19 protein-coding genes and 1 pseudogene are annotated in these 20,724 nt (G+C 68.2%); 5 read left to right on the top strand and 15 right to left on the bottom strand.

What is annotated here, in order from left to right:
• Positions 1-7: 7 nt before the first annotated feature.
• The 4 genes from FCN18_RS33080 to FCN18_RS33065 form a co-directional block, all read right to left on the bottom strand.
• A complete protein-coding gene (locus FCN18_RS33080) occupies positions 8-799 on the bottom strand; it encodes an ABC transporter permease (protein ID WP_112273599.1) in 792 nt (263 codons plus the stop codon).
• Positions 799-1,524 carry an ABC transporter ATP-binding protein gene (locus FCN18_RS33075; protein ID WP_137096958.1) on the bottom strand — a complete coding sequence of 242 codons (726 nt, stop codon included), beginning with the start codon at positions 1,522-1,524 and terminating at the stop codon, positions 799-801. The genes FCN18_RS33080 and FCN18_RS33075 overlap by 1 nt, the downstream gene beginning before the upstream one ends.
• A gap of 357 nt (positions 1,525-1,881) precedes the next feature.
• The gene (locus tag FCN18_RS33070) at positions 1,882-2,691 is read right to left on the bottom strand and encodes an enoyl-CoA hydratase/isomerase family protein (protein WP_112273603.1); all 810 of its coding nucleotides are present in this window, start codon (positions 2,689-2,691) and stop codon (positions 1,882-1,884) included.
• 71 nt (positions 2,692-2,762) lie between these two features.
• Positions 2,763-3,956 (bottom strand): thiolase family protein, encoded by a 1,194-nt coding sequence (locus FCN18_RS33065; RefSeq protein WP_228714250.1) that lies wholly within the window; start codon positions 3,954-3,956, stop codon positions 2,763-2,765.
• 135 nt (positions 3,957-4,091) lie between these two features.
• Here FCN18_RS33065 and FCN18_RS33060 point away from each other — a divergent pair, with 135 nt between their 5' ends.
• The 3 genes from FCN18_RS33060 (at position 4,092) to FCN18_RS33055 (ending at position 6,586) form a co-directional block, all read left to right on the top strand.
• On the top strand, positions 4,092-4,685 hold the full coding sequence (locus tag FCN18_RS33060) for a TetR/AcrR family transcriptional regulator (RefSeq protein WP_112273605.1): 594 nt from the start codon (positions 4,092-4,094) through the stop codon (positions 4,683-4,685).
• 186 nt (positions 4,686-4,871) lie between these two features.
• Entirely contained in the window at positions 4,872-5,072 is a 201-nt protein-coding gene (locus FCN18_RS39295) for a hypothetical protein (RefSeq protein ID WP_112273607.1), read from the top strand.
• A 56-nt stretch (positions 5,073-5,128) separates the two neighbouring features.
• Positions 5,129-6,586: a sodium:solute symporter family protein gene (locus FCN18_RS33055; RefSeq protein ID WP_137096957.1), complete on the top strand. Its 1,458-nt coding sequence runs from the start codon at positions 5,129-5,131 to the stop codon at positions 6,584-6,586.
• A gap of 226 nt (positions 6,587-6,812) precedes the next feature.
• On the opposite strand, the gene FCN18_RS33050 is transcribed toward FCN18_RS33055, so the two are convergent.
• From FCN18_RS33050 to FCN18_RS33020, 7 genes are all read right to left on the bottom strand, one after another.
• Positions 6,813-7,559 (bottom strand): SDR family NAD(P)-dependent oxidoreductase, encoded by a 747-nt coding sequence (locus FCN18_RS33050; protein WP_267285381.1) that lies wholly within the window; start codon positions 7,557-7,559, stop codon positions 6,813-6,815.
• A gap of 45 nt (positions 7,560-7,604) precedes the next feature.
• Positions 7,605-8,423 (bottom strand): enoyl-CoA hydratase/isomerase family protein, encoded by an 819-nt coding sequence (locus FCN18_RS33045; RefSeq protein WP_113642814.1) that lies wholly within the window; start codon positions 8,421-8,423, stop codon positions 7,605-7,607.
• A gap of 72 nt (positions 8,424-8,495) precedes the next feature.
• A complete protein-coding gene (locus tag FCN18_RS33040) occupies positions 8,496-10,058 on the bottom strand; it encodes a class I adenylate-forming enzyme family protein (protein ID WP_158303218.1) in 1,563 nt (520 codons plus the stop codon).
• An 11-nt stretch (positions 10,059-10,069) separates the two neighbouring features.
• On the bottom strand, positions 10,070-10,969 hold the full coding sequence (locus FCN18_RS33035; protein WP_158303217.1) for an SMP-30/gluconolactonase/LRE family protein: 900 nt from the start codon (positions 10,967-10,969) through the stop codon (positions 10,070-10,072).
• A gap of 79 nt (positions 10,970-11,048) precedes the next feature.
• Positions 11,049-12,197 carry an acyl-CoA dehydrogenase family protein gene (locus FCN18_RS33030; protein ID WP_112273619.1) on the bottom strand — a complete coding sequence of 383 codons (1,149 nt, stop codon included), beginning with the start codon at positions 12,195-12,197 and terminating at the stop codon, positions 11,049-11,051.
• Positions 12,198-12,260: 63 nt separating this feature from the next.
• The gene (locus FCN18_RS33025) at positions 12,261-12,980 is read right to left on the bottom strand and encodes an SDR family NAD(P)-dependent oxidoreductase (RefSeq protein WP_158303216.1); all 720 of its coding nucleotides are present in this window, start codon (positions 12,978-12,980) and stop codon (positions 12,261-12,263) included.
• Positions 12,981-13,009: 29 nt separating this feature from the next.
• Positions 13,010-14,176: an SMP-30/gluconolactonase/LRE family protein gene (locus FCN18_RS33020; RefSeq protein WP_137096952.1), complete on the bottom strand. Its 1,167-nt coding sequence runs from the start codon at positions 14,174-14,176 to the stop codon at positions 13,010-13,012.
• Between the two features lie 152 nt (positions 14,177-14,328).
• On the opposite strand from FCN18_RS33020, the pseudogene FCN18_RS40930 reads away from it, so the two are divergent.
• Positions 14,329-14,832 (top strand): annotated as a pseudogene (locus FCN18_RS40930) (transposase); the annotation flags it as partial.
• Between the two features lie 118 nt (positions 14,833-14,950).
• Here FCN18_RS40930 and FCN18_RS33010 read toward each other — a convergent pair.
• The 4 genes from FCN18_RS33010 to FCN18_RS32995 all read right to left on the bottom strand — a co-directional run bounded on the left by FCN18_RS33010 (position 14,951) and on the right by FCN18_RS32995 (position 19,631).
• The gene (locus tag FCN18_RS33010; protein WP_113642820.1) at positions 14,951-16,297 is read right to left on the bottom strand and encodes an SLC13 family permease; all 1,347 of its coding nucleotides are present in this window, start codon (positions 16,295-16,297) and stop codon (positions 14,951-14,953) included.
• Between the two features lie 64 nt (positions 16,298-16,361).
• Positions 16,362-17,567, bottom strand: a complete 1,206-nt coding sequence (locus FCN18_RS33005) for a CaiB/BaiF CoA transferase family protein (RefSeq protein ID WP_137096950.1) — start codon at positions 17,565-17,567, stop codon at positions 16,362-16,364.
• A gap of 174 nt (positions 17,568-17,741) precedes the next feature.
• Entirely contained in the window at positions 17,742-18,743 is a 1,002-nt protein-coding gene (locus FCN18_RS33000) for an alpha/beta fold hydrolase (protein WP_228714249.1), read from the bottom strand.
• 156 nt (positions 18,744-18,899) lie between these two features.
• Positions 18,900-19,631 (bottom strand): haloacid dehalogenase type II, encoded by a 732-nt coding sequence (locus FCN18_RS32995; RefSeq protein WP_199542897.1) that lies wholly within the window; start codon positions 19,629-19,631, stop codon positions 18,900-18,902.
• Positions 19,632-19,991: 360 nt separating this feature from the next.
• Here FCN18_RS32995 and FCN18_RS32990 point away from each other — a divergent pair, with 360 nt between their 5' ends.
• On the top strand, positions 19,992-20,708 hold the full coding sequence (locus tag FCN18_RS32990; RefSeq protein WP_137096949.1) for a hypothetical protein: 717 nt from the start codon (positions 19,992-19,994) through the stop codon (positions 20,706-20,708).
• Positions 20,709-20,724 lie beyond the last annotated feature (16 nt).

The following is a 20,724-nucleotide window of genomic DNA, read 5'->3' as shown; positions in this document are numbered from 1 at the left end:
ACCGGTCTCAGGGGATGTCGCGCCGCAGGGAACTCACCGTGGCGAGCGCGGCGACGGTCACGGCGTAACCGAGGAGCACCGCGAGTCCGGCGAGCGGCGGCAGCAGCGTGGTCACCGTTCCGGTGTCGGCGGCGACGGCCTCGGTCAGGTAACCGAAGTCCGTCAGCGCCGCGCTCGCTCCACCGGGCAGATACGGGTACACGGCGTTGACGCCGGGGAGCACCAGCACGACGATCTCCCCGAGCGAGAAGTAGCCGAGCACCGCGCCCACCGCGGCGAGCTGGTGCCGCACGAGTGCGCCGATGCCCCCTCCGACCACCGAGTACACGACCATCGCGGTCGCGGCACCGAACAGCGTGGTGAGGACCTCCCCCGGCGGCGCGCCGAGCCGGGTACCCGCGACAGCGGTGGTGCCGTAGAGCGCCGCGAGCGTGCCCGCGGTAACCACCAGCGCGTACCCGGCGCCGACGATGGCGAGCGCGGCCAGCTTGGCGGCCAGCACCCGGCCCCGGCGGGGTTCGGCGAGCACCGTGTGGCCGAACGTCTGATGGCGGAACTCGCCCGTCACGGCGATCGCGCCGATGAGTGCCGGAACGAACAGGGTCGTGGTGGCGAGCCCGAGCATCATCCGCACGCCCTCGTGCGTGGTGAGCGCGGGCATCGGCGGATCGAAGTTCTCCGGCCCGATCACGGCGAACAGCGCGGTGAACCCGCAGCCGAGGACGAGCGCGGCGAGCAGCGACCAGTACCACAACCGGTTCGCGCGGAACCGGAACAGTTCGGCGGCGATCAGGCGCATCAGGCGGCTCCGTTCGTGAGGCTCAGGAAGACCTGCTCGAGCGACCGCGCCGGAGCGCCATCCTCACCGGCCGCGGCGAGCACCTCGCGCAGCGGACCCGCCGTGACGAGCCTGCCCTCGGCGATGATCACCACGTCGTCGGCCATGACCTCGAGCTCGGCGAGCACGTGACTCGACACCAGCACCGTGCGTCCCTCGGCGGCGAGCCGGGTGAGCAGGTCCCGTAGCCAGGCCAGGCCCTGGGGGTCGAGCCCGTTCGCCGGTTCGTCGAGTACGAGCACACCGGGATCGCCCAGCAGTGCGGTGGCCAGCGCGAGGCGCTGGCGCATCCCCGTCGACAGCGTTCGCACCCGGCGCGCCGCGAAGGTGGCGACGCCGGTCTGCTCGGCCGCCGCGTCCAGCTGCCGGACCGGGTGGCCACTCAGCCGCGCGTGCAGCCGCAGGTGGTCCAGACAGGTCATGGCGGGATGGGCCCGCATCGTGTCCAACACCGCGCCGACGGTGCGAGTCGGATGGTCGAGCTCGGCGTAGCGGCGTCCGCCGATCGTGGCCGATCCCGTGTCCGGGGAGACGAGTCCGAGCATGATCCGCATAGTGGTGGACTTCCCGGAACCGTTGGGGCCCAGGAAACCCGTGATCGCGCCCGGCCTCACGGTGAAGGAAAGCTCCTCCACAGCGCGGACGTGCCCGAATCGTTTGCTCACCCCATCGACGTCGATCCGCATGCGCGACCACCCCCTGCTTGTTCCAGTCTTGGTAATGTTACCAACCTTGGGAACAATCAGCAGGGCGGGGCCCACCATCGCGAGGCCGCTCCCGGAGCCGCGCGGCGGCGCAGGCGTGCTGGCTGAGCGGCTGAGCCGCGACGAGCCGCGAGGAACACCGCCGCGGGTCCCTTCCTGGCGGCTGCGGCGCTTCCGGCGCGACAGGCCCGCGGGGGCCGATGGTGCCACCGGCTCCCGTCGGCGAGTCCGGTCACGCCCGCCATGGTCACCCTCGCCGAACAGTCCCGATAGGACGGTCCAGCCAACGTGGCGGACCCGGCCGTCGCGGTCGGTGCGCGGACCGCCCCTCGACAGTGATCAGAGTGACGTGAAGTCCGGCTTTCGACCGTTGGAGAAGGCATCGATGGCCTCGGCGTGCGCGGGGCTGCGCATCGTGAGTGTCTCGTAGGCGATCGACGTGTCCAGGATCGAATGGGCGAGCTGCTTCAGGCCGACATTCACCGACACCTTGCTCCACCGGATGGCCTCCTGTGCCCCCGAAGCAAGGCGCGCGGCCAGTTCATCGACAGCCCGGTCCAAGTCCTCGGCCGGCACCGCGTGGTTCACGAGTCCCATGTCCGCGGCACGCGTTGCCGAGAGCTGGTCGCCGGTCAGCAGGAATTCCTTGGCTCGCGCGTATCCGACGAGCTGTGGCCAGATGATCGCTCCCCCGTCGCCGGCGACGACACCCGCGGATACGTGCGGATCGCCGATCCGGGCGTCATCAGCCATGTAGACGATGTCGCAGAACAGGGCCAACGTCGCACCGAGACCCAGCGCGTGACCGTTGACCTTCGCGATGATCGGCTTCTCCAGATCGAGCAGGGAGAAGATGATCCGCTTGGCCGATCCCATATCGAGGTAGTGTCCCGTGCGGCCCTGCTCCTCGGCGTCCGCGGCGAAGGCCTTCAGGTCGCCGCCCGCGCAGAAGGCGCGCCCCGCTCCGGTCAGGACGACCACGGACGTCTCGTCGTCAACGGCGACGTCGGTGAAGATGCGGCTCAGTTCCTCGTGGAGCTCGTGGTTGACCGCGTTGAACCGCTCCGGGCGGTTCAACGTCAGAGTCAGCACGGAACCAGCGCGACTGGCGAGGATGTTCTCGTACACGCTGTAGTCGATCACGGCCATTCATGGCTCCTTCGTTTCGCGGTCGGTGGCCCGTGCCGCCGTTGCGGCCGGACGGGCGCCCCCTACCGGTTTCACCGGCTCAGGATCGTCACCGTTGCCGCGGCGGCGTCGGGTCCGAGGTATCCCCCGGCGTTCTCGGCGAGACCCGCCTGGGGCTCACCAGCCTGCCGAGCCCCGGCTCGGCCACGGAGCTGGTCCGCCAGCTCGACGACCTGCGCGAGACCGGTGGCCCCGAGCGGATGTCCTCGGCTCTGCAGGCCTCCGCTCGGATTGACCGGGAGCTCCCCGCCGATCCGGGTCGCCCCGTCGCGTAGTTTTGCCACGGCCTCGCCGGGCGCACAAAGCCCGAGTTCCTCGAGCACGATCAGCTCCGCCGGCGCGGCCGCGTCATGGCACTCGACGAGGTCGATGTCCTCGGGGCCGACCCCGGCTTGCTCGAACGCACGGAGCGCGGCGGCGGGGAGCAGTTCTCCAAGCACTCCACGGCGCCCGGCCCCCACCACCACAGCGCGCAGGCGAACACCATCTGCGCCCCAACGGCGGGCCAGTTCCGGTACGGCCACAAGCACCGCGGCCGCCCCATCGCTCATGGGCGCGCACATCGGAACGGTGAGCGGGCCGCTGACCCGCCGTGCCGACAGCACCTCATCGACCGTGAGCTGCCTGCTGTACTGAGCCTTCGGATTGCGTGAGCCATGCTCACTGTTCTTGACCGCCACCCTCGCAAAGTCCTCGAGGCTGGCTCCGGCCTGTTCCATGTAACGAGTCGCCGCACGGGCGTAGAAGTCCATGAACACCGACCCACCACCGGTCGCTCCGAGCTCGGCGAGCACTTCCGGGAGTCGTTCCTGGTCGAGAACGGAGGTCAGCGCGGCGAGGGCCTGGGCCTTGTCGTCGGTATGAAGCTTCTCCACTCCGACGGCGAGCGCGGCATCCACCTGACCGGAGGCGACCGACAGCCATGCCTGGTGCAGCGCGGTCGATCCCGACGCACAGGCGTTCTCCACGTTGACGAGCGGGATGCCGGCCACCGCGGTACGGGACAGGGCGTGCTGACCTCGCACGGACTCCTGTCCCTGGAGCAGTCCGGAAAGGACATTGGCGTAGTAGACCATCCCCAGCCCGTCCGTGGCCTCGCCGTGGAGGCCGGCGTCCTCGAGCGCCGAACCGACGGCCTCGGCGGCCAGCCCGGAGAGGGATCTGTCCGGCTGCTTGCCGAAGGCGGTCATCCCCACCCCGGCCACGACAACGTCCCGCACGGTCATCCCTCTCTCCAGTGCCAATCCTAACTAACTGACTAGTATAGTGATGATAACCGGGAACGGAAGAGTCCGGTCCGTGGTCGTGCCACGAGCCAGTGATGCGACGCGGGTGGGCTAGGCTTCGCGCGAGGAGGCGGGATGGCACGGAAGCGCGCCACGAGCGTGCAACAACTGGTCGACGCGGCTGCGCGGGTCTTCGAGCGCAAGGGCTTCGTCGAAGCGACGATCAGTGACATCGCGGCCGAGGCCGGCGTCAGCAAGCCGACCGTCTACCAGTACGTAACGTCCAAGCGATGGCTGCTCGAGACCATCGTCGAGCAGATCATCTACCCACTGCGGAACAGCATCGAGGAGATCGTCGCAAGCGACCTCCCGGCACGGGAGAAGCTGATGCGTTACCTGCAGGTGCAGGTGAACTCCGCGATCCGCTACCGCACCTACTACGCGGTGCTCCACGCCGACCAGCACCAGCTCTCACCGAAGGCGCTACGCAACTACAACTCGTGGGCTCGCGAGGTGAACCACACCGCGACCGGCCTGTTCAAGCTGTGCGCCGAGGAGGGCGTCGTCCGCGCGGATCTCGACGTGATGACGGTGGTCAACCTGATCAACGGGATGATGCTGTCGATCTCGCGCTGGTACGACAGCAAGGGACGCTTGAGCCCAGACGAGCTGCTCGAGCATGCGGCACAGTTGCTCTCGGGCTACATCCTCCCTCCCGCTGCCGACTGAATCGATCTCCGCGTTCCGGGCCTCACCACCAGGTTGACCGGTTCCGCCCCGGCGACGGGGGCCGAGACCGCGGCTGGCCGTTGACGCCCGTACGGCACCGCCATAGCATCCGTGAATCAAGCCTAACCAGATAGGCAAGTTTTGGACCCTCTGGCCCGCTTGCCGACCAGATCCACGGAGGCCGCCATGAGTCCCTCGGGCACATCGCTCAGCCGCGTTCAGATCGCCGTATTCACGCTCTTGCTCGGATGGGCCGCCGCGGCCTTCATCCCCGCTGTCGGAAACGTGCAGCCAGCCGGAGTGAGTCTGACCGCATGGCTGCTCGCTGCCTACATGTTCTGTGTCCCGGTCGTGTCGCTCCTGACGACTGACGCGCAAGACGACTGAGTACGCGCCAAGCGCGACACCACGTTCCACGGGGGTTACAAGCAAGGAGATTCGCAATGACGCTGATCATGGTGCTCGGTTACTTCGTGGTCACGGTACTGCTCGGCTGGCTTGCCAAACGGCGCGTGCGACAGTCGACGGACCAGTTCTTCATCGCCGGACGCGCGGTGGGAACGTTCACGAACTCCTGGGCATTCCTCGCCACGCTCGCGAGTGGTGGCACGATCATGGCCGCGGTGGGAATGACGCTGTTCCTCGGCCTGCCGTACACGGTGAGCCTCGCCGCGGGCGCAACCTTGGGATTCGCCGTGGCAGCCTTGCTGGTGGCCCGGCCGCTACGCCGGGTGGGAAACTACACCGTTCCCGACTTCTTCAACGAACGCTTCAACAATCCGCTGATCAGGGTGGCCGCCCCCGTCATCATCGTCATCGCGAGCGCGGCATACATGGTCGCCCAGCTCACCGGATCCGGGATCATCGCGAACGCCATCCTCGGCTGGGACTACAAGCTGGGAGTGCTGGTCACCGGCCTCATCTTCGTCCTCTACACCTCCTTGGGCGGCTTTCTCTCCGTCACCTGGAACGACGTGCTGCAAGGCGTCCTGATGGTCGTGATGGTGGCGACCTTCGCGGTGGTGGCCTACTTCTCGGTGCCGAGCTTCGGCGACGTCTATGCACGAACCATCGACGAATTTCCGTCGTACGGCGCGGTGGGCGGCGCGCTGTCGAACTGGTCCTACATCGGTGGGTTCGTGACCTCGGCGACCAGTATCTGCGTGCTCCCGCACGTCATCATGCGGGTCTACTCGGCACGCAGCACGCGATCGGCTCGACTTTCGTTGAACTACGCGATGATTTTGTACGGCGTGATCGTGCTGTCGGTGGCGTTCGTGCTCACCCCCGTAGCGGCCACCCTGCCGAACATCGCGGAGCTGAAGCCGGATGCGGTCTTCTTCGCGCTTTCCGCGTCGGTGCTGTCCCCGGCGTTGCAGGGACTCATGGCAGCCGCCGTCCTGGCGGCGGTCATGTCGACCACCGCCGGGCTCCTGATGGCGTGCAACTCCGCGATCGGCAACGACCTCTACGCGCGGGTGATCAACCCACGGGCCTCGTCGAAGCAGGTCGTCCGGGTGTCCACCGTCTCGACCTGGGCGGTCGGCATCATCGCCATCCTGTTCGCGTTGAATCCGCCCGAGTTCCTGGTGGTGCTGTACGTGGCCGCCGTCGGTTTCCTGGCTTCGGCGTTCTTCGCGCCGATGATCCTCGGCATCTGGTGGCCTCGATGCACTTCCATCGGCGCGGCGGCCGGCATGGTCGCCGGGGCCGGCGCGTTCCTGGCGTGCTATCTCGGCCTCGATCTGCCGAACTCCTCCGAGGTTCTCATCGGCATCCCGGTCTCGATCGCTGTCACGGTGCTCGCCAGTCTCACTGGTCGACCTTCGGCCCGAGAGCAGGCAGTGGTGGCCAGGGTCCGCGGTACCGCCACGGCTGCCCCGCGCGGTGGCGACCACTGAGCCGACGCCGGTAACCGCCGCGACGTCGGCAAGAGACGCCGGATGGGGTGGGCTTCGTCGAAGGCCCACCCCATCCGGATGCTCGGCCGGCTCGCCGTGACGCGGACCCCGCCGTACGGGCAGTTGATCCCACAGGCTCACCGCCGAACCGCAGGCGTCGTGGTCCGTGCACAAAAGACTCCCCGCGCGAAACGCCGCGCGGGGAGTCGGTCATGAGGGCCGAGACCTATTGCGCCGCCAGCCGGGTAGCGGCGTCGAGCCGGATGCACTCGCCGTTGAGGTAACCGTTCTCGGCGATGTTGCGCACCAGCTGCGCGAACTCAGCGGGCCGGCCCAGCCGACGGGGCTCGGTGATCATCCGGAGCAAGCCGTCCTGGACCGGCGCCGGCAACCCTGCCGCCATCGGCGTCTCGAACAGTCCCGGGGCGATCGCGTTGACCCGGATCCCATGGCCGGCGAGGTCACGGGCTGCAGGCAGGGTGAGACCGATGACGCCGGCCTTGCTCGCCGCGTACGCCGCCTGTCCCGACTGCCCTTCGTACGCCGCGCCGGACGAGGTGTTCACCACCACGCCCCGCTCGCCGTTCTCCGGTTCGTTGCGGAGCATGGCGGCGACGGCGAGCCGCATCACGTTGAAGGTGCCGCTCAAGTTGGTCCTGATCACTCGGTCGAAGTCTTCGAAGGCCGCCGGGTGGCCGCCGCGGGAGACGATCTTCGCGGCACCGACGATGCCCGCGGTGTTGACGTTCAGGTGGATGGCGCCCAACTGGCGCAACACCTCGTCGACGGCCCGCTCCACATCGTCCGGATCCGTGACGTCCACGGCCAGGGCGAGTCCGCCACCGATGTCGCGGACGGTCTCCTTGGCCTGTGCCTCATCCCGGTCCAGCACGGCGATCGTGACGCCATGCTCGGCGAGGTCCGCGCAGACCGCACGCCCCAGGCCCGAAGCGCCGCCGGCGACGAGCGCCACTTTGTTCGTGAGTTTCATGGAGCCTCCTCAGTCGTCATCGGCCGTTCAGCGGCCACTGAACCTCGGGGCGCGTCGTTCCACGAACGCTCGCAGTCCCTCGTCGAAGTCCCCGCTGCCGGCCGCATACCGCTCGCACTCAGCGAGCTCGAGTGCGAGAGCCTGCTCCAGCGGCTGATCCAGCCCCTGCTCCACCACCCGCTTCATCGCGGCGAGGCCGGCGGCGCTGTGGGTGGCGAGCTGTTCGGCCAGCTCCTGCACCCGCGCGCGCAGCTCGTTCGCGGGCACGACCTCGTTGACCACGCCGCAGTCGCGCATGCGCACCGCGTCCCAGGACGCAGCGGTGAACAGCAAGTACTTGGCCCGGTTGCTGCCGAGCTTGCGCGGCAGCCGGATCGCGCCGCCCCCGCCAGGAAACATCCCGTACCTGGCGTGGCCATCGCCGATCGCGGCGTCCTCCGAGGCCAGCACGAGGTCGCAGGCGAGCATCAGCTCGAAACCGCCGGCGACGACGTTGCCGTGTACCGCGGCGAGCACCGGCAGCGGGTGACGGGTGATCGCGGTACAGAGCTCGGAGACGGAGCGCAGAAACCCGGACAGCTGCCGCGCTCCGGCCCCGTCCGGGTCCCGGGCCAGCACCATCTTCAGGTCGGCCCCCGCGCAGAACGAAGGGCCGTTCCCGGCCAGGATCACCACACGGGCATTCCGGTCGGCCTCAGCCTGCCGCAGCCCGTCCGCGATCCCGGCGACCACGTCGGCCGACAGAGCGTTGTGGGCGGCAGGACGGTTGAGCGTAATCCACGCCGCCGGGCCACGGAGTTCGTAGAGAACGGGTGGCTCGGCGTTGTCGGATTTGGACTCGGACACGATGTAGCGCGCTCCTCACTCCCCCGACAACACCGCGCCGTCGGAGGATCAATCGGATGGTTCTGGTAGAGATCAGGCCCGCCCCAGTCCGTCGGCGGCCGCGAGAAAACGTTCCCGCACCTCGCGGCGCAGCACCTTCCCGATCGGGGTCTTGGGCAACGCGTCGGCGAACCGGACAGCCGTGACCTTCTTGTACGAGCCGACCCGTTGCCGGGTCCACTCGATCAGCTCCTGCTCGGTCACCTCACTGCCCTCGCGGACCACGACCACCGCGTGCGGGGTCTCGCCCCACTTCGGATGGGGGACGCCGACAACGGCGGCCTCCTGTACGGCGGGGTGGGCGGCCAGCGCGTTCTCGAGCTCGGCGGGCCAGATGTTGAACCCTCCGGAAATGATCAGGTCTTCCTTGCGGTCGGCGAGATAGAGAAAGCCGTCCTCACTCAGGTATCCCATGTCCTTCGTCCGGACCCCGCCGTCGGGGGTGAACCGGGCCGCGGTCCCGGCCTCGTCTTTCCAGATGCCCGACATCGTGCACGGTGCGTGTGCGACGATCTCTCCGACCTGGCCGGGCGGGAGGACGTCGCCGTTCTCGTCCTCGATCCGCACGCACGCGTTCGGACTCGGCCGGCCCGCCGAGGAGAGCCGGTTCCGGTCCGACGGGCCGTCCACCCGGTGGTGCCGGGGCGTGAGCACCGCGATCGGGACGACCTCGCTCTGGCCGTAGAGCTGATACATGATGTTGCCCCACAGGCCGAGCGCCTTGACGAGCGTTGTCTCCGATATCGGAGCCGCGCCGTACATGACCGCTCGCAGACTGGAGAGGTCCTTCGTCCCCGCCGCGGGATGGTCGGTGATCATCTGGATCATCGTGGGCACCACCAGGGTGGTGGTGACCCTTTCCCGCTCCACGAGTTCGAGGAAGGATCCCGGGTCGAAGCCCGGCATGACGATCGTGGTCGACCCCGCGGCCAGCAACGGATAGATGAACATGCCCGCAGCGTGCGTGAGTGGCCCCGCGGCGAGATAGCGATCCTCCTCGTCGAAACTGGGCAGCACCATCGCGAACTCGTTGCCCATGCCCATGGTCGCGCGGACCGAGATCACGATTCCCTTGGGCAGCCCCGTGGTACCCGCGGAAAACCGGATGACGTGCGGATCATCGTCGCCCAGCCGCACGTCAGGTTGCTCGGGGGACGCCGCCGCGAGCACGTCGTCGTACCGGCTGGCTCCGGGTGCTACGTCGGCATCGCCGAGCACGATCACGTGGCGCAGTCCGGTGATCTCCTCGAGCTGGCCTGCCATCCGTTGGTAGTGGCCTGACTGGATGATGAGGGCCTTGGCGCCGGTGTGCTCGATCAGGTACCGATGGCGCTCGGGCGCGTCGTGGGCGTGCAGCGAGCAGCGAACGAAACCTCCGATCGCCGTCCCGACGATCTGCTCCAGCGATTCGAGGCAGTTGTCGCCGAGCAGGGCGACCCGGTCGCCCCGCTCGAGACCACGGTCGGCCAGCGCGTTCGCCAGTCGGCTCGCTCGTTCGCCCAGCTCGGCATAGGTCAGGGTCCGTTCCTCGCATTTGACCGCGATCCGATCGCGGTAGTCCTGCGAGACCCTGCGCAGAAGTCGTGCGGGATCCATGCCTTCTCTCCCTAGTTGTCGCCGCCGACCGGCACATCGACCGTGGTCGCCACCAGCGAGGCGGTCCCGGTCAGCCCCTGGGCGGCCTCGAAGAAGCCCTCGGCGACAGCGAGGAGCAGTTCGGTGCCGTCGGCACCGCCGAGGGCGCACGAATAGAGGTTGGCGCCGCCCGGTGCCGCGATCTCGTCGGTGATCCGGCCGTCCGGCGAGACCCGCACGCATCGCCGCCCCGCGGCGTCGGCCACCCACACGTGGTCGTCGCGGTCGATGGTCAACCCGTCCGGAGCCAGTTCGAGCGCACCGAGCATCTCGGCGGCGCCGCCCGGCTCGGGCGTGTCACCGAACTGCGCCAGGGTGCGCCGGTCGGTGAGCGATCCGTCGTTCTCGATGGTGAAAGCGGTGAGCCTGCCCGCGAAGGTCTCGGCCACGACCAGCGTGCGCCCGTCAGCGGTGACCACGATGCCGTTGGGACACCAGAGGTCGGACGCCGCGACCCGCGCGGTGCCGTCGGGGTCCGCACACAGCAGGTCGCCGGGCACAGGGTCGGCGCCATCGACGATGGCGAAGCCGATGCTGCCCACCCACGCCCGTCCGGCCCCGTCCACGCACATGTCGTTGATCCAGTGCTCCGAAAGCCCGGAGAAGTCGGCGTGCTGGGTCACCTCCCCGTCCGGGGCACGCCGCAGCAACCGTCGGTCCCTCATCGAGACCACAAGCATCGAATCGTCGGGGAGCCAGCCGAGCCCGGAGCACAACGCGTCGACGCACATGATCTCGGACGACTGCCCGTCCCGATCCAGGCTGAGCACAGCGCCGCGGAACGCGTCCGACGCGTACCAACTGCCGTTGTGCCAGCGAACGCCCTCGAAATAGTCGCCGCCCGTGGCCAGCGTGCGGAATTCCGTACCCACGTTCTTGCCCTTTCGGTCGGGACGGCGCGATGGGCGGCGTCGCAGTACCACCTGCCCGCACCCCGGTCGCGCCTCGTACTCACAGGCCGTACGACCTGCCGATGATCTCGCGCTGGATCTCGCTCGTACCGGCGTACACCGTGCCCGCCACCGACTCCCGGAGGTGGCGTTCCATGTCGTGTTCCTTGGTGTAGCCGGCACCGCCCAGCAACTGCATGCCCTCGATGGCCAGCCGCTTGGCGGTCTCGGTGACCTTGAGCTTCACCATCGATGCCTCGCGAGGCACCTGGCGGTTCGGATCTTCATCCAATTTGGACGCGAGATCGTAGACGAGCAGGCGACAGCACTCCAACTCGGTGGCGAGATCGGCCATCCGGTGCCGGATCGCCTGGAAGCTCCCGATCGGCCTGCCGAACTGTTCTCGCTGGCGCACGTATTCCAGTGCGTCGTCGAACGTGCGTCGCGCACGACCGAGGAACATCGTCCCGCACATGAGGCGGTCGGTGTTGAGGCAGCTCATCATCTGCCTCCACGCCCCGCCGACCTCGCCGATGACGCGATCGGCAGGCACCACCACATCGGTGAAGTAGACGTCGTTGACCTCGTCGCCGCCCAGGGTGGGGATCGGCCGCACCGTCACGCCCGGAGCGTCGGCGGGCACGTCGAGCATGGTGATGCCGCTGTGCTGATCCTCGCCCTGGCCGGTGCGGCACAGCACGAAGATCCGCGAAGCGAGGTGCGCACACGAGATCCAGGTCTTCTGCCCGTTGATGACGTAGTTTCCGCCACGCAACTCGGCCCTGCAACGGAGTGATGCCGCGTCGGACCCGGTGTCGGGTTCACTGATCGCGGTCGCGAGCAGCTCACCGCGGCACACCGACGTGAGAACGTCCTGCTTCTGCGACTCGGTTCCGAACCGCTCGACGACGGAGGCGCTCACCAAAGCGACCGCCAATCCGTACAGCGGCGCCTGGCCGTACGCCAACTCCTCTACCAGGTGACACGCATCGGTGGCGCTTCCGCCGCCACCCCCATACGCCTCGGGCAGGGCACAACCCACCCAGCCGAGGTCGGCCACCTCCTGATGCAGCGGTTGGCTGTGGGTCAGCCGGCCGCCGTCCGTCAGCGCCAGCCGCTGCTCCCGGGTGCCGCATTTGCGTTTGGTGAACTCCCGCAGGGCGGCGACGAACTCCTGCCGCCCCGCGTCAGCGGCTGTGACTGTCTCCATGCTCGATCCTCTCGTGCAGGTACGGGCCTTCGTCGCCCACGTGCTCACGGGCCGCCACGACACCTACGCGGTGCCGCCGTTGTCGATTCGGTAAAGCAGGCCCGATGTGAACGAGGACTCGTCACTGACGAGGTGGACGGCAACGGCCGCGACCTCTTCCGCGGTTCCCCATCGACCCTGCCTGGTGGCGAAGTACTGGTCGACGCTCATGCCGAGCCCGCGTGCCAGGACGTCCGAGCCTTGCGCTGCCGCGGCGGTCTGAATCAATCCGGGGACGATGGCGTTCACCCGGATTCCGTCCTCGCGGAGCTCGACCGCGGCCGTGCAGGTCATCGCTTCCACGCCGGCCTTGGCAGCCGAGTACGCGGCCATCCCAGGCATCGCCCGGCCGGCGGCAATCGAGGAAAGGTTGAGAATGGCTCCTCCGCCTCGCCGGATCGCGCGCGCGGCGTGCTTGATGCCGTGAAAGGTGCCATCGAGGTTGACCTGAACGACCCGCCGCCACTGCGTCTCGTCCAGCTCGATGATCTTCGAGCCGACGCCGAAGCCGGCGTTGTTGACCATGACATCCAGCCCGCCGAGCTCCGCCACGGTTGAGTCGATGGCCTCGGCCACCTCAGAGCTGCTGGTGACATCGCACGGGACGAACCGACACCTGGGCCCCAGCCGTTCGGCCAGCGCCTTGCCCTCCACCTCCTCGACGTCCGCGATGGTCACCGCGGCGCCCTCGGCGACGAACCTGGCGACGATCGCCGCTCCGATGCCGTGTGCCCCGCCCGTCACCACGGCGACCTTGCCCGTCAGTCGACCGGTCATGAGCGTGCCCGGATGATCGGCCGATACTCCGGCTTGCCCTTCTCCCCCGCGTAGACGTCGTGCACCACGAAGGAGTTCGGGTTGCCGAGGAAGAGGGAGTGGTTGGTCACCAGGACGCGGTCATCCAGGAACGCCACCGAGGCCGGGTCGTCGAAGGGAACTTCCTGGAGCTGGTTCTCCAAGAGGTTGGCCGGGTTGCGGCCGATCTCCCGGCCCTGCGGGGAAACCACGACAACCGACTTCGCGAGCGCCATGGCGATGTAGATGTTGCCCGACTCCGCGATGGCGAAGCCGTCGATGCCGTCCAGCGGCTTGCTCTGCCAGAAGGTCTCGAGTGCTCCCGGACTGCCGTCCGGCCGGATGTCGAGGGTGTAGAGCTTGCTGGTGTCGACCCGCGGCAGGGGCCCGTCGAAGGGTCCGGTGAGAGTCTGGGCGAACATCAGCGTGTCCTCGTCCACGAACGCGATGCCGTTCGCGCCGAGAACGCTTTCGATGCGCGGATCGGAGAACCAGACCTCGGCCTTGCCGCCGCCCGGCGGAACGCGCCAGATCAGGGCCTGACCGACATCGGTGACGTAGAGCGAGCCGTCCGGGCCGAAGGTCAGCCCATCAGGCACCACACACTGGGTGACCAGCACCAGGGCGGGAAGCGACACGCAAAGATCCTTCACCTGATGGAACGTCGCGTAGTCCCGCTGTTCGCCGGTCCTGGGATCGAGTGCGATGACCCGCTGCGGGTACCGATCGAGTGCGTAGACGATGCCGTCGCCGTCCTGAGCGAGACCGACGATCCCGGCGCCACGATTCGGGTCCTGGCCTTCGATCACATACTCTCGGGTCAGGTGCCCGCCCGGGTCATAGGCGAAGATCTTGGAAGGCCCCTTGGGAATCTCGGTGATGTGCTGCTGGGTGCCCACATAGACGGTACCGTCGTCGGCCACCGTGATGCCCTCTGGGTGACCCGGATCCGGAACTTCGGCGAATACCCTTATGTCAAGCCATTCGCGTTCAGTGGCACCCGTTTCGGCCCCAGCGACGGCTCCGGTCGCGCCTCCCCACAGGGCAACGGTGGCGGCCATCGCGGTCGCCAGCAAAACCGCCGATCGCCGCCTCCGCCCGTTCACAGAACACATCGTTGTGCCTTCCTCGTCCTGGTTGTCCACAATAAATTTCCTTACTGGTTAGTCAAGATAATAGCATCGGACCCGAAGGCGTCAACACCGGCCACCACCAGGGCTCACAGCCGCGCAGCGCCGTCTTCGCGTGCTCCGAGCTCAGCCCACCGGGGCCGGCAATCGACCTGGACCGCGGGACAGACCAGCTCTGGGTCACCGACATCACCGAGCATCCGGCCACCGACTCCGCGGCAACGAGCCGACCTGGCCACCTCCGCACTCGGGATGGCCATCGAATCCCGCGGCACCGCCGACCAGGTCCCCGGCGGTATCATCTACGGCGACCACGGCACCCAGTTCACGTCCTGGACCTTCACCGAACGCGCCCCTCGCGCCGGCCGGCTGCCATCATCGGACACCGTCGGCGATCCGTACGACACGCCCTGGCCGAAGCATTCTTGCCCTGCATGCAGACCGAGCTACTCGATCGGCAACGCTGGCCGACCCGCGTCGAACTCGCCAACGCGATCTTCGATTACATCGAAGGGTTCTACAACCGCCACCGCCGACACTCCGCACGGGACCGGATGAGCGTGCGAACGTCGCGCCGCCGGCGCGTTCGTGGGACTGAACAACGTGGCGGCCCACGTGGCTCCTGCGACACTTGGCATCGTCTCGGCGGGGAAACGGGCGAGGACGGGTAAGGGTCGACGTCCCCTTGTGACGGTGGTGTGTGCGTGCGTCAGCTCCACCGTGATCGCTTGCGGCAAGCGATTTCCCCTCGTGCCGGGCGCGACCTGCGCTCGGAAGGATCACACCCGGTCACGAAGCGGGCAGGACCAGCACCGTCCAGCTCACGACGGGCGCGATCACGACCAGCGACATCCCCCAAACCATGAGCCCGCCGAAGACCTTGTCCCGCTGGTCGGCAGGCGCGTTGGCCACAGCGAGAGCGCCCATGGTCGACAATGGGCTGCAGTCGACCACGGAACTGGAGACGCACAGCGCCACCACGACAGCCAGGACTCCGATGTCGCCGTTGAGCAGGAACGGTGTCGCCAACGGGATGACCGCGCCCAGCAGCGCGGTCGTCGAGGCGAAAGCCGACACGACAGCACCGATGAGCAGCAGCACGAACGCGGCGAGCAGCGGCACCCCGATGCCGGCTATTCCACGACCGAGCCAGTCGATGGTGCCCTGCTCCTCGAGCATGGCGACATAGGTCATGATCCCGCCGATGAGCAGCACAGTGGACCACGCCACCTGTTCGACCGCGGTCCTCGCCGTGGCCGGGAACACGAGCGTCAGCACCACGGCGATCGTCAGCGCGACCATTCCCACGTGGAGATCGAAGACGAGTGTCGCGACCACGAGCACGAGCAAAGCCGCGAGCGTGGACGCCCGCTCGAGTGTCAGTCGAGAAGCCTGGGCGATGTCGATCGGAGCGGGTGCACTCGTCGCGACACCGCGCGCTCCTGGCCGGCGTGGCGTCGACGGCCCGCTGGGAGGCTCCCCTGCCGCCGCCGACGCGGGAAGCGGCTCGGAATCGGTCTCGTCCCGGCGGCCGATCAGGTCCCGTCCGCCCAGCGTCAGGAATGCGATCACACCGAGGAGCGCGGTTGCGCCGAAGGTGCCCAAATAGAGCAGTCCCGGGTTGCTGGGCAGTCCTGCCGCGTCGGTTACGCCGTGGACGATCACTCCGTAGATCGCGATCGGCGAGAACCCTCCAGCGGTCGTGCCCTGGATGACCATCATGCTCATCAGCAAGGGCCGGATGCGGTACTGCTGGGCGAAGCGCAATGCCACCGGGATCGTGATGGCGCAGGCCGCGGGTGCCGCGGCGCCGATCGACGTGATGGCGGCGGGGATGAGGAACATCGCCAGCGGCACCAAGCTGATCCGCCCGCCGACAGCCCGGACAGCGGCATGCACGAGCCAGTCGACCGTGCCGTTGTTCTTGGCGAGCGCGAACAGATATGTCACGCCGACGAGGATGACGAACATGCTGCCGGGAAATCCGGACAGCACATCGTCGGCCGGGACACCGTAGGCCAGGCCACCGATGACGAACGCGGCAACGAGGGCAAGCGCACCCATGTTCACGGATGTCACGGTCGCGACGAGAAAGACGCCTCCCAGTGCGAGAAGCGCGATGACTTGAGCGGACACGGATTCCTCGATTCGTCATTGAAGCGAACGGAATGGCAGTGCATCGGTCCGACGACGGTTCTGCTCAGCCGGAGGGCCTCGTCGCACGCAAGTCGGCGAGGATCTCCTCGGTGTGCTCCCCCAGGCCCGGAATCGCCGAAGCCGGGTCGCTCACGCCGTCGAGATTGAACGGTGACCGCAGTGCGCGGACTGGCCCGTTCGGCGAGTCCACCTCGAACCAGCGAGCCCGGGCGGCATGCTGCGGATGCTCCGCCAGCCGCTTGAGGTCATTGACCGCTCCGGTGGGGATGCCCGCTGCCCGCAAGCTTTCCTGGGCATCCTCCTCGGTCAGCGCACGGAAATGACGTTGGATGATCGGCTCGAGTTCCGCTCGGTTGCGTACCCTCGCCTCGTTCGTCGTGAACCGCGGATCGTCGATGAGCTCCGGTGACCGCAGGACCTGCTCGCACAGCCTTCGCCATTGCTGCTGTGTCTGGACGGCGAAGTTGACGAACGCATCGGAGCCAACGCGGTACACGCCGTAGGGCACCATCATGTTGTGCCGGGCGCCCGCGCGCGGAGGCTGCCGCCCCGCGTACAGCTGGTGGTAGGTGGGAGCCATCATCCATTCACTCAGACAGTCGAGCATCGAGATGTCGATGAAGGCGCCCTCACCGGTTTCGCCGCGCCGAAGAACGGCCGCGAGCACAGCCGACAACGCGTACACGGCAGCACACATGTCGGCGACGGAGACACCCACCTTCGCAGGCTCGTCGGGCGAACCGGTCACCGACATCAGGCCTGCCTCGCCCTGAATCAGCAAATCGAAAGCCTTGCGGTCACGATAGGGACCATCCACGCCGTAGCCGGAGATCGCGCAGTTGATGAGCCGCGGATACCGAGAGCGGACCACCTCACGGCCGTAGCCGAGCCGGTCCACCGCGCCAGGCCCGAGGTTGTGCACGAAGACATCGGCCGCGGACAGCAGGTTCCCGAGCGTGCGTCTGCCCGCATCCGTCTTCAGATCTAGCGCGACACTGCGCTTTCCCCGGTTGGCCCAGACGAAGTAGGCCGACTGTCCCGCCACCACCGTGTCGTAGCCGCGGGCGAGATCACCGCCGTCGGGCCGCTCCACCTTGATCACATCGGCACCAAGATCGGCCAGGTGCCGGGAACACAACGGGGCAGCGACGGCATGCTCCAGTGAGACCACCCGCAAACCGGTGAGAGGCCCGGCGGACACGGAGCTGTCGTCGTCCCTTGGGCCGGACGAGGTGGATCTATCGAACATGACTGGCCTGCCCTTCGGTTCGGGGAGATTCGGCCGTGCCCGGCCGCGGGGACTGGCGACCGGCGTGGTGATGCCATCAGGTTAGGGAGCAGGCAGGCGTGACTCTTCGTTACATCGCACGATCTTCGGTCGCGGTCGTCGGAGCTTTCGACGACGGCGACCGCCGAGCCCGCCTCAGGCTGGCGTCATCGTGTGGCTGGCCAGAAACGCCAGGACGGCGGCGCTGGCCTCCTGGCGGCGCTCCAGGAAGTAGGCGTGGCGAGCTCCGCCGAACAACCGCAGCTGCGCACCGGGGATGCGCTCGGCAAGCCGGACGCCGTTGCCGGGCGGTGTCAGGCGATCCGCGGTTCCGTGTAGCACCAGGGTGGGCCTGCCGATGGTGGGCAGTGCGGCCCACGCGTCGTGCGCAGCGCTGGCGCGACGGTGCGCACGACGCGCGTGGTCGCTCATCGATGCGTCGCCGAGCAGGTTCAGCGGGCCGGTGTGCGACCACCGCCGGTGTGGGCCGACCATCAGATCGGTCAACGCCTCGCGCCTCGTGCCGGTATCCGTGTTCAGGGCCCGGATGACGTCGGGGTCCGTGGGCACCGTGCCGTCACCACCTCCGCTGGTGCAGCCCAGTACGAGCGCGCCGACACGGTGGGGGTGATCCAGCGCGAGCCATTGCGCGACCCGCCCGCCCATCGACGTTCCATACACGTGCGCGCGCGTCACTCCGAGCTCGTCGAGGACCGCGATCACGTCCCGCGCGAACCGGCGGGTGCTCCACTCCGCGCCCTTCGGACCGTCGCTGCTACCGGTACCGAGGTAGTCGAAAGTGATCGTCGTGTACGACGACGCGAAGTCGGCTCGCACTGGATCCCACCATCGACGGGAGTTCGCCTGGCCCGCGAGCAGTACAAGCGGCTCCCCCGTTCCTCGGGCCTCGAACCCGATGCGGGCGCCGTCCTGGGCTGTCGCGTGCCGACCGCTCCCTGACCTGTCAGTGCGCACTGTACAAAGCTCCTCTCCTCGATCAACGACGGATGCGATGTTCGTCGAGGAGCTCCGCGAGATGCCGTCCGGCGCGGCTGGGCGATCACCGTCGCTGCTGGTCAGATCCGGTGCTTGCCGTCCCTCACGAGCGGCGAGCAGCTCGGCCGGCGTGTGGACGGCTGCCGCGACGGAGGCGTCCACCTCGCGCACCCCTGCGGCGCGCGGTGCCGCAGCAGGGTCGTGCGGGGCGGGGAAAGGAGATGTCGACACGGTTCGCCTGGCACCGGCCCAACGCGGCGCTCGAACGACGAATCCCGCGCGGCCAAGGGCGGAAGTGCCCCTGCCGCGGGAGGCGGATCAGCCGTTGGTGAGGGCCACGACCTCGCTCGCGAGGTGTGTGAAGTCGTCCACGACCAGGGTCGGCGGGTAGTACTCGTTGCCGAACGGACGCTTCCGGCGGTCGACGAACGCCGTGTGCATCCCGGCGGCCTTCGCACCGACGCAGTCGAACGCGTGGTTGGCCACGAACAACACCTCGGACGGGTCCAGGGCGACGGCCTTGGCGCCGGTCGCGTAGGTGTTGAAGTGCGGCTTGAACGCGCCGGCCTCCTCAACCGATACCACCCGGGTCCACAGGTGCCCGGTGCCGGAGAACTTCACCCCGGCCTCGAGCATGTCCGGATCGCCATTGGACAGGATGACGAGTTCGAACCCTGCGTTCCTCAGCTTCGTCAGTGCCTCGATGACGTCCGGGAAGGGCTCGAGCCGCTCGATCTCCGAGACCAGGGAACGGACCTCGTCCATGGTGTGCGGGATACCCGCGCGAGTCAGCGTGTAGTCCACAGCCTGCCGGCCGATCTCCCGGTAGGGAATGTGCTCGCGCCCGAGCAGGCCGTCGATCATCGAGTTCTCGAAGTGCGTCCGGCGCCACCATGTCACGACCCGCGTCGCTGGCTGCGCGGTGTAGTTCTTCGACTCCAGATAGGGGGTGATCGCCTTGGTCAGGCTGCCCTGCATGTCGACAACCGTGCCGTAGAAGTCGAACATGAGCGCCTTGACGCCGATCAGGGACTCGGTCTGTTCAGCCACTTCGCATCCTCCACGGGACAAGATCAGAATCGGTCACGCCGAACGCTAGTGAGCAACCCAGGACCTCGGCATCGGAGGAAAGCCCGACACCTGACCTCCACCATTGGTGACTTCCACGTCGCTGGGAGAACCTTCGCCGGGGATAGTGAGGTCGTGCACTCCACCCTGAATCAGCCAGATCCGGGTCCCGGCTCGTCCATCGGCTGGGCACTCCGTGCCTTGTCACTCGCCCGGTCGACGGGGGCGCCACTTCTGCCTTGCCTGGCAGGACTCCGGGCAGCGCCATCAGCACCGGGCAAGTTCGCCCTGGGCGTCGCGGGCGAGCCAGTGCCGCGGCGAGTGGGACTGGTGGAGATGGCGATGCTGGCGGACTTCGCGCTGGGCGGAGCGCTTCGCCGGGAGGTCGGGCTCACCAGGCCCCTGCCGACGTTGAGCCTCACACTCGACCTTGCCGGCCCGCTTGCTTCCGACGGCACGATCACGACCGCGGAGGCGGGCGAGATCGCCATCGGACCGGACGGCATCGGCACCGCCGCTGGAGAGTTCCGTGGGAGGCAGGCCGTCTTCGGACATTGCACTGCGACGTTTGCGATTCCCTCGAAGGGCCGGCAGGGCGCGTTGCCCTGGGACGATCCGGTTGACACCAGCCGGCCCGAAACCCCGCGCACGCCGGAGCCGGGTGATCTGGGCGCAGGTGACGAGGCGGTGTTGCGCGCCGTGCGCGCCGCAGACGACGCGGGCCGGTCCTGGGGCGATCACCTGATCGCCGAGGCGACGGTCGACCATCCAGACGGGTACGTGCTGAGGCCGACCGCGGCGATGACCAACCGCGCGGGCGCCGTCCAGGGCGGAGTGTTGTTCGCGATGGCGGCCCGCTACGGCGCTCCACGAGACGACGGCCCCCGCCCACGGCTGGCCGCCGGGACGATGCGCTTTCTCGCCGCCACGGACGCCGAGACACCCGTCTGGACCGAGTCGCTGACCGAGCACGCGACCCGCCGATCGGTGTTCACCCAGGTGCGGCTTCTTCAGCGCAACAACGTCCGGGCGGTCGCCGGGCTCGTTTACCGTCGCTGAAGGAACACACGACCCG

Source organism: Prauserella endophytica, from assembly GCF_005146945.1.
GTDB lineage: Bacteria > Actinomycetota > Actinomycetes > Mycobacteriales > Pseudonocardiaceae > Prauserella_A > Prauserella_A endophytica.
The sequence above is the reverse complement of the archived record's forward strand: the minus strand, read 5'-3'. Positions and strand labels throughout refer to the sequence as shown.

What these genes read in the sequence shown, in the direction of transcription:
- FCN18_RS33055 (WP_137096957.1), top strand. Translation starts at nt 5,129, where the DNA reads ATGACGCTGATCATGGTGCTCGGTTACTTCGTGGTCACGGTACTGCTC.
- FCN18_RS33040 (WP_158303218.1), bottom strand. Translation starts at nt 10,058, where the DNA reads ATGGATCCCGCACGACTTCTGCGCAGGGTCTCGCAGGACTACCGCGAT.
- FCN18_RS33065 (WP_228714250.1), bottom strand. Translation starts at nt 3,956, where the DNA reads ATGACCGTGCGGGACGTTGTCGTGGCCGGGGTGGGGATGACCGCCTTC.
- FCN18_RS33030 (WP_112273619.1), bottom strand. Translation starts at nt 12,197, where the DNA reads ATGGAGACAGTCACAGCCGCTGACGCGGGGCGGCAGGAGTTCGTCGCC.
- FCN18_RS33070 (WP_112273603.1), bottom strand. Translation starts at nt 2,691, where the DNA reads ATGGCCGTGATCGACTACAGCGTGTACGAGAACATCCTCGCCAGTCGC.
- FCN18_RS32990 (WP_137096949.1), top strand. Translation starts at nt 19,992, where the DNA reads ATGCTGGCGGACTTCGCGCTGGGCGGAGCGCTTCGCCGGGAGGTCGGG.
- FCN18_RS39295 (WP_112273607.1), top strand. Translation starts at nt 4,872, where the DNA reads ATGAGTCCCTCGGGCACATCGCTCAGCCGCGTTCAGATCGCCGTATTC.
- FCN18_RS33080 (WP_112273599.1), bottom strand. Translation starts at nt 799, where the DNA reads ATGCGCCTGATCGCCGCCGAACTGTTCCGGTTCCGCGCGAACCGGTTG.
- FCN18_RS33060 (WP_112273605.1), top strand. Translation starts at nt 4,092, where the DNA reads ATGGCACGGAAGCGCGCCACGAGCGTGCAACAACTGGTCGACGCGGCT.
- FCN18_RS33075 (WP_137096958.1), bottom strand. Translation starts at nt 1,524, where the DNA reads ATGCGGATCGACGTCGATGGGGTGAGCAAACGATTCGGGCACGTCCGC.
- FCN18_RS33005 (WP_137096950.1), bottom strand. Translation starts at nt 17,567, where the DNA reads ATGTTCGATAGATCCACCTCGTCCGGCCCAAGGGACGACGACAGCTCC.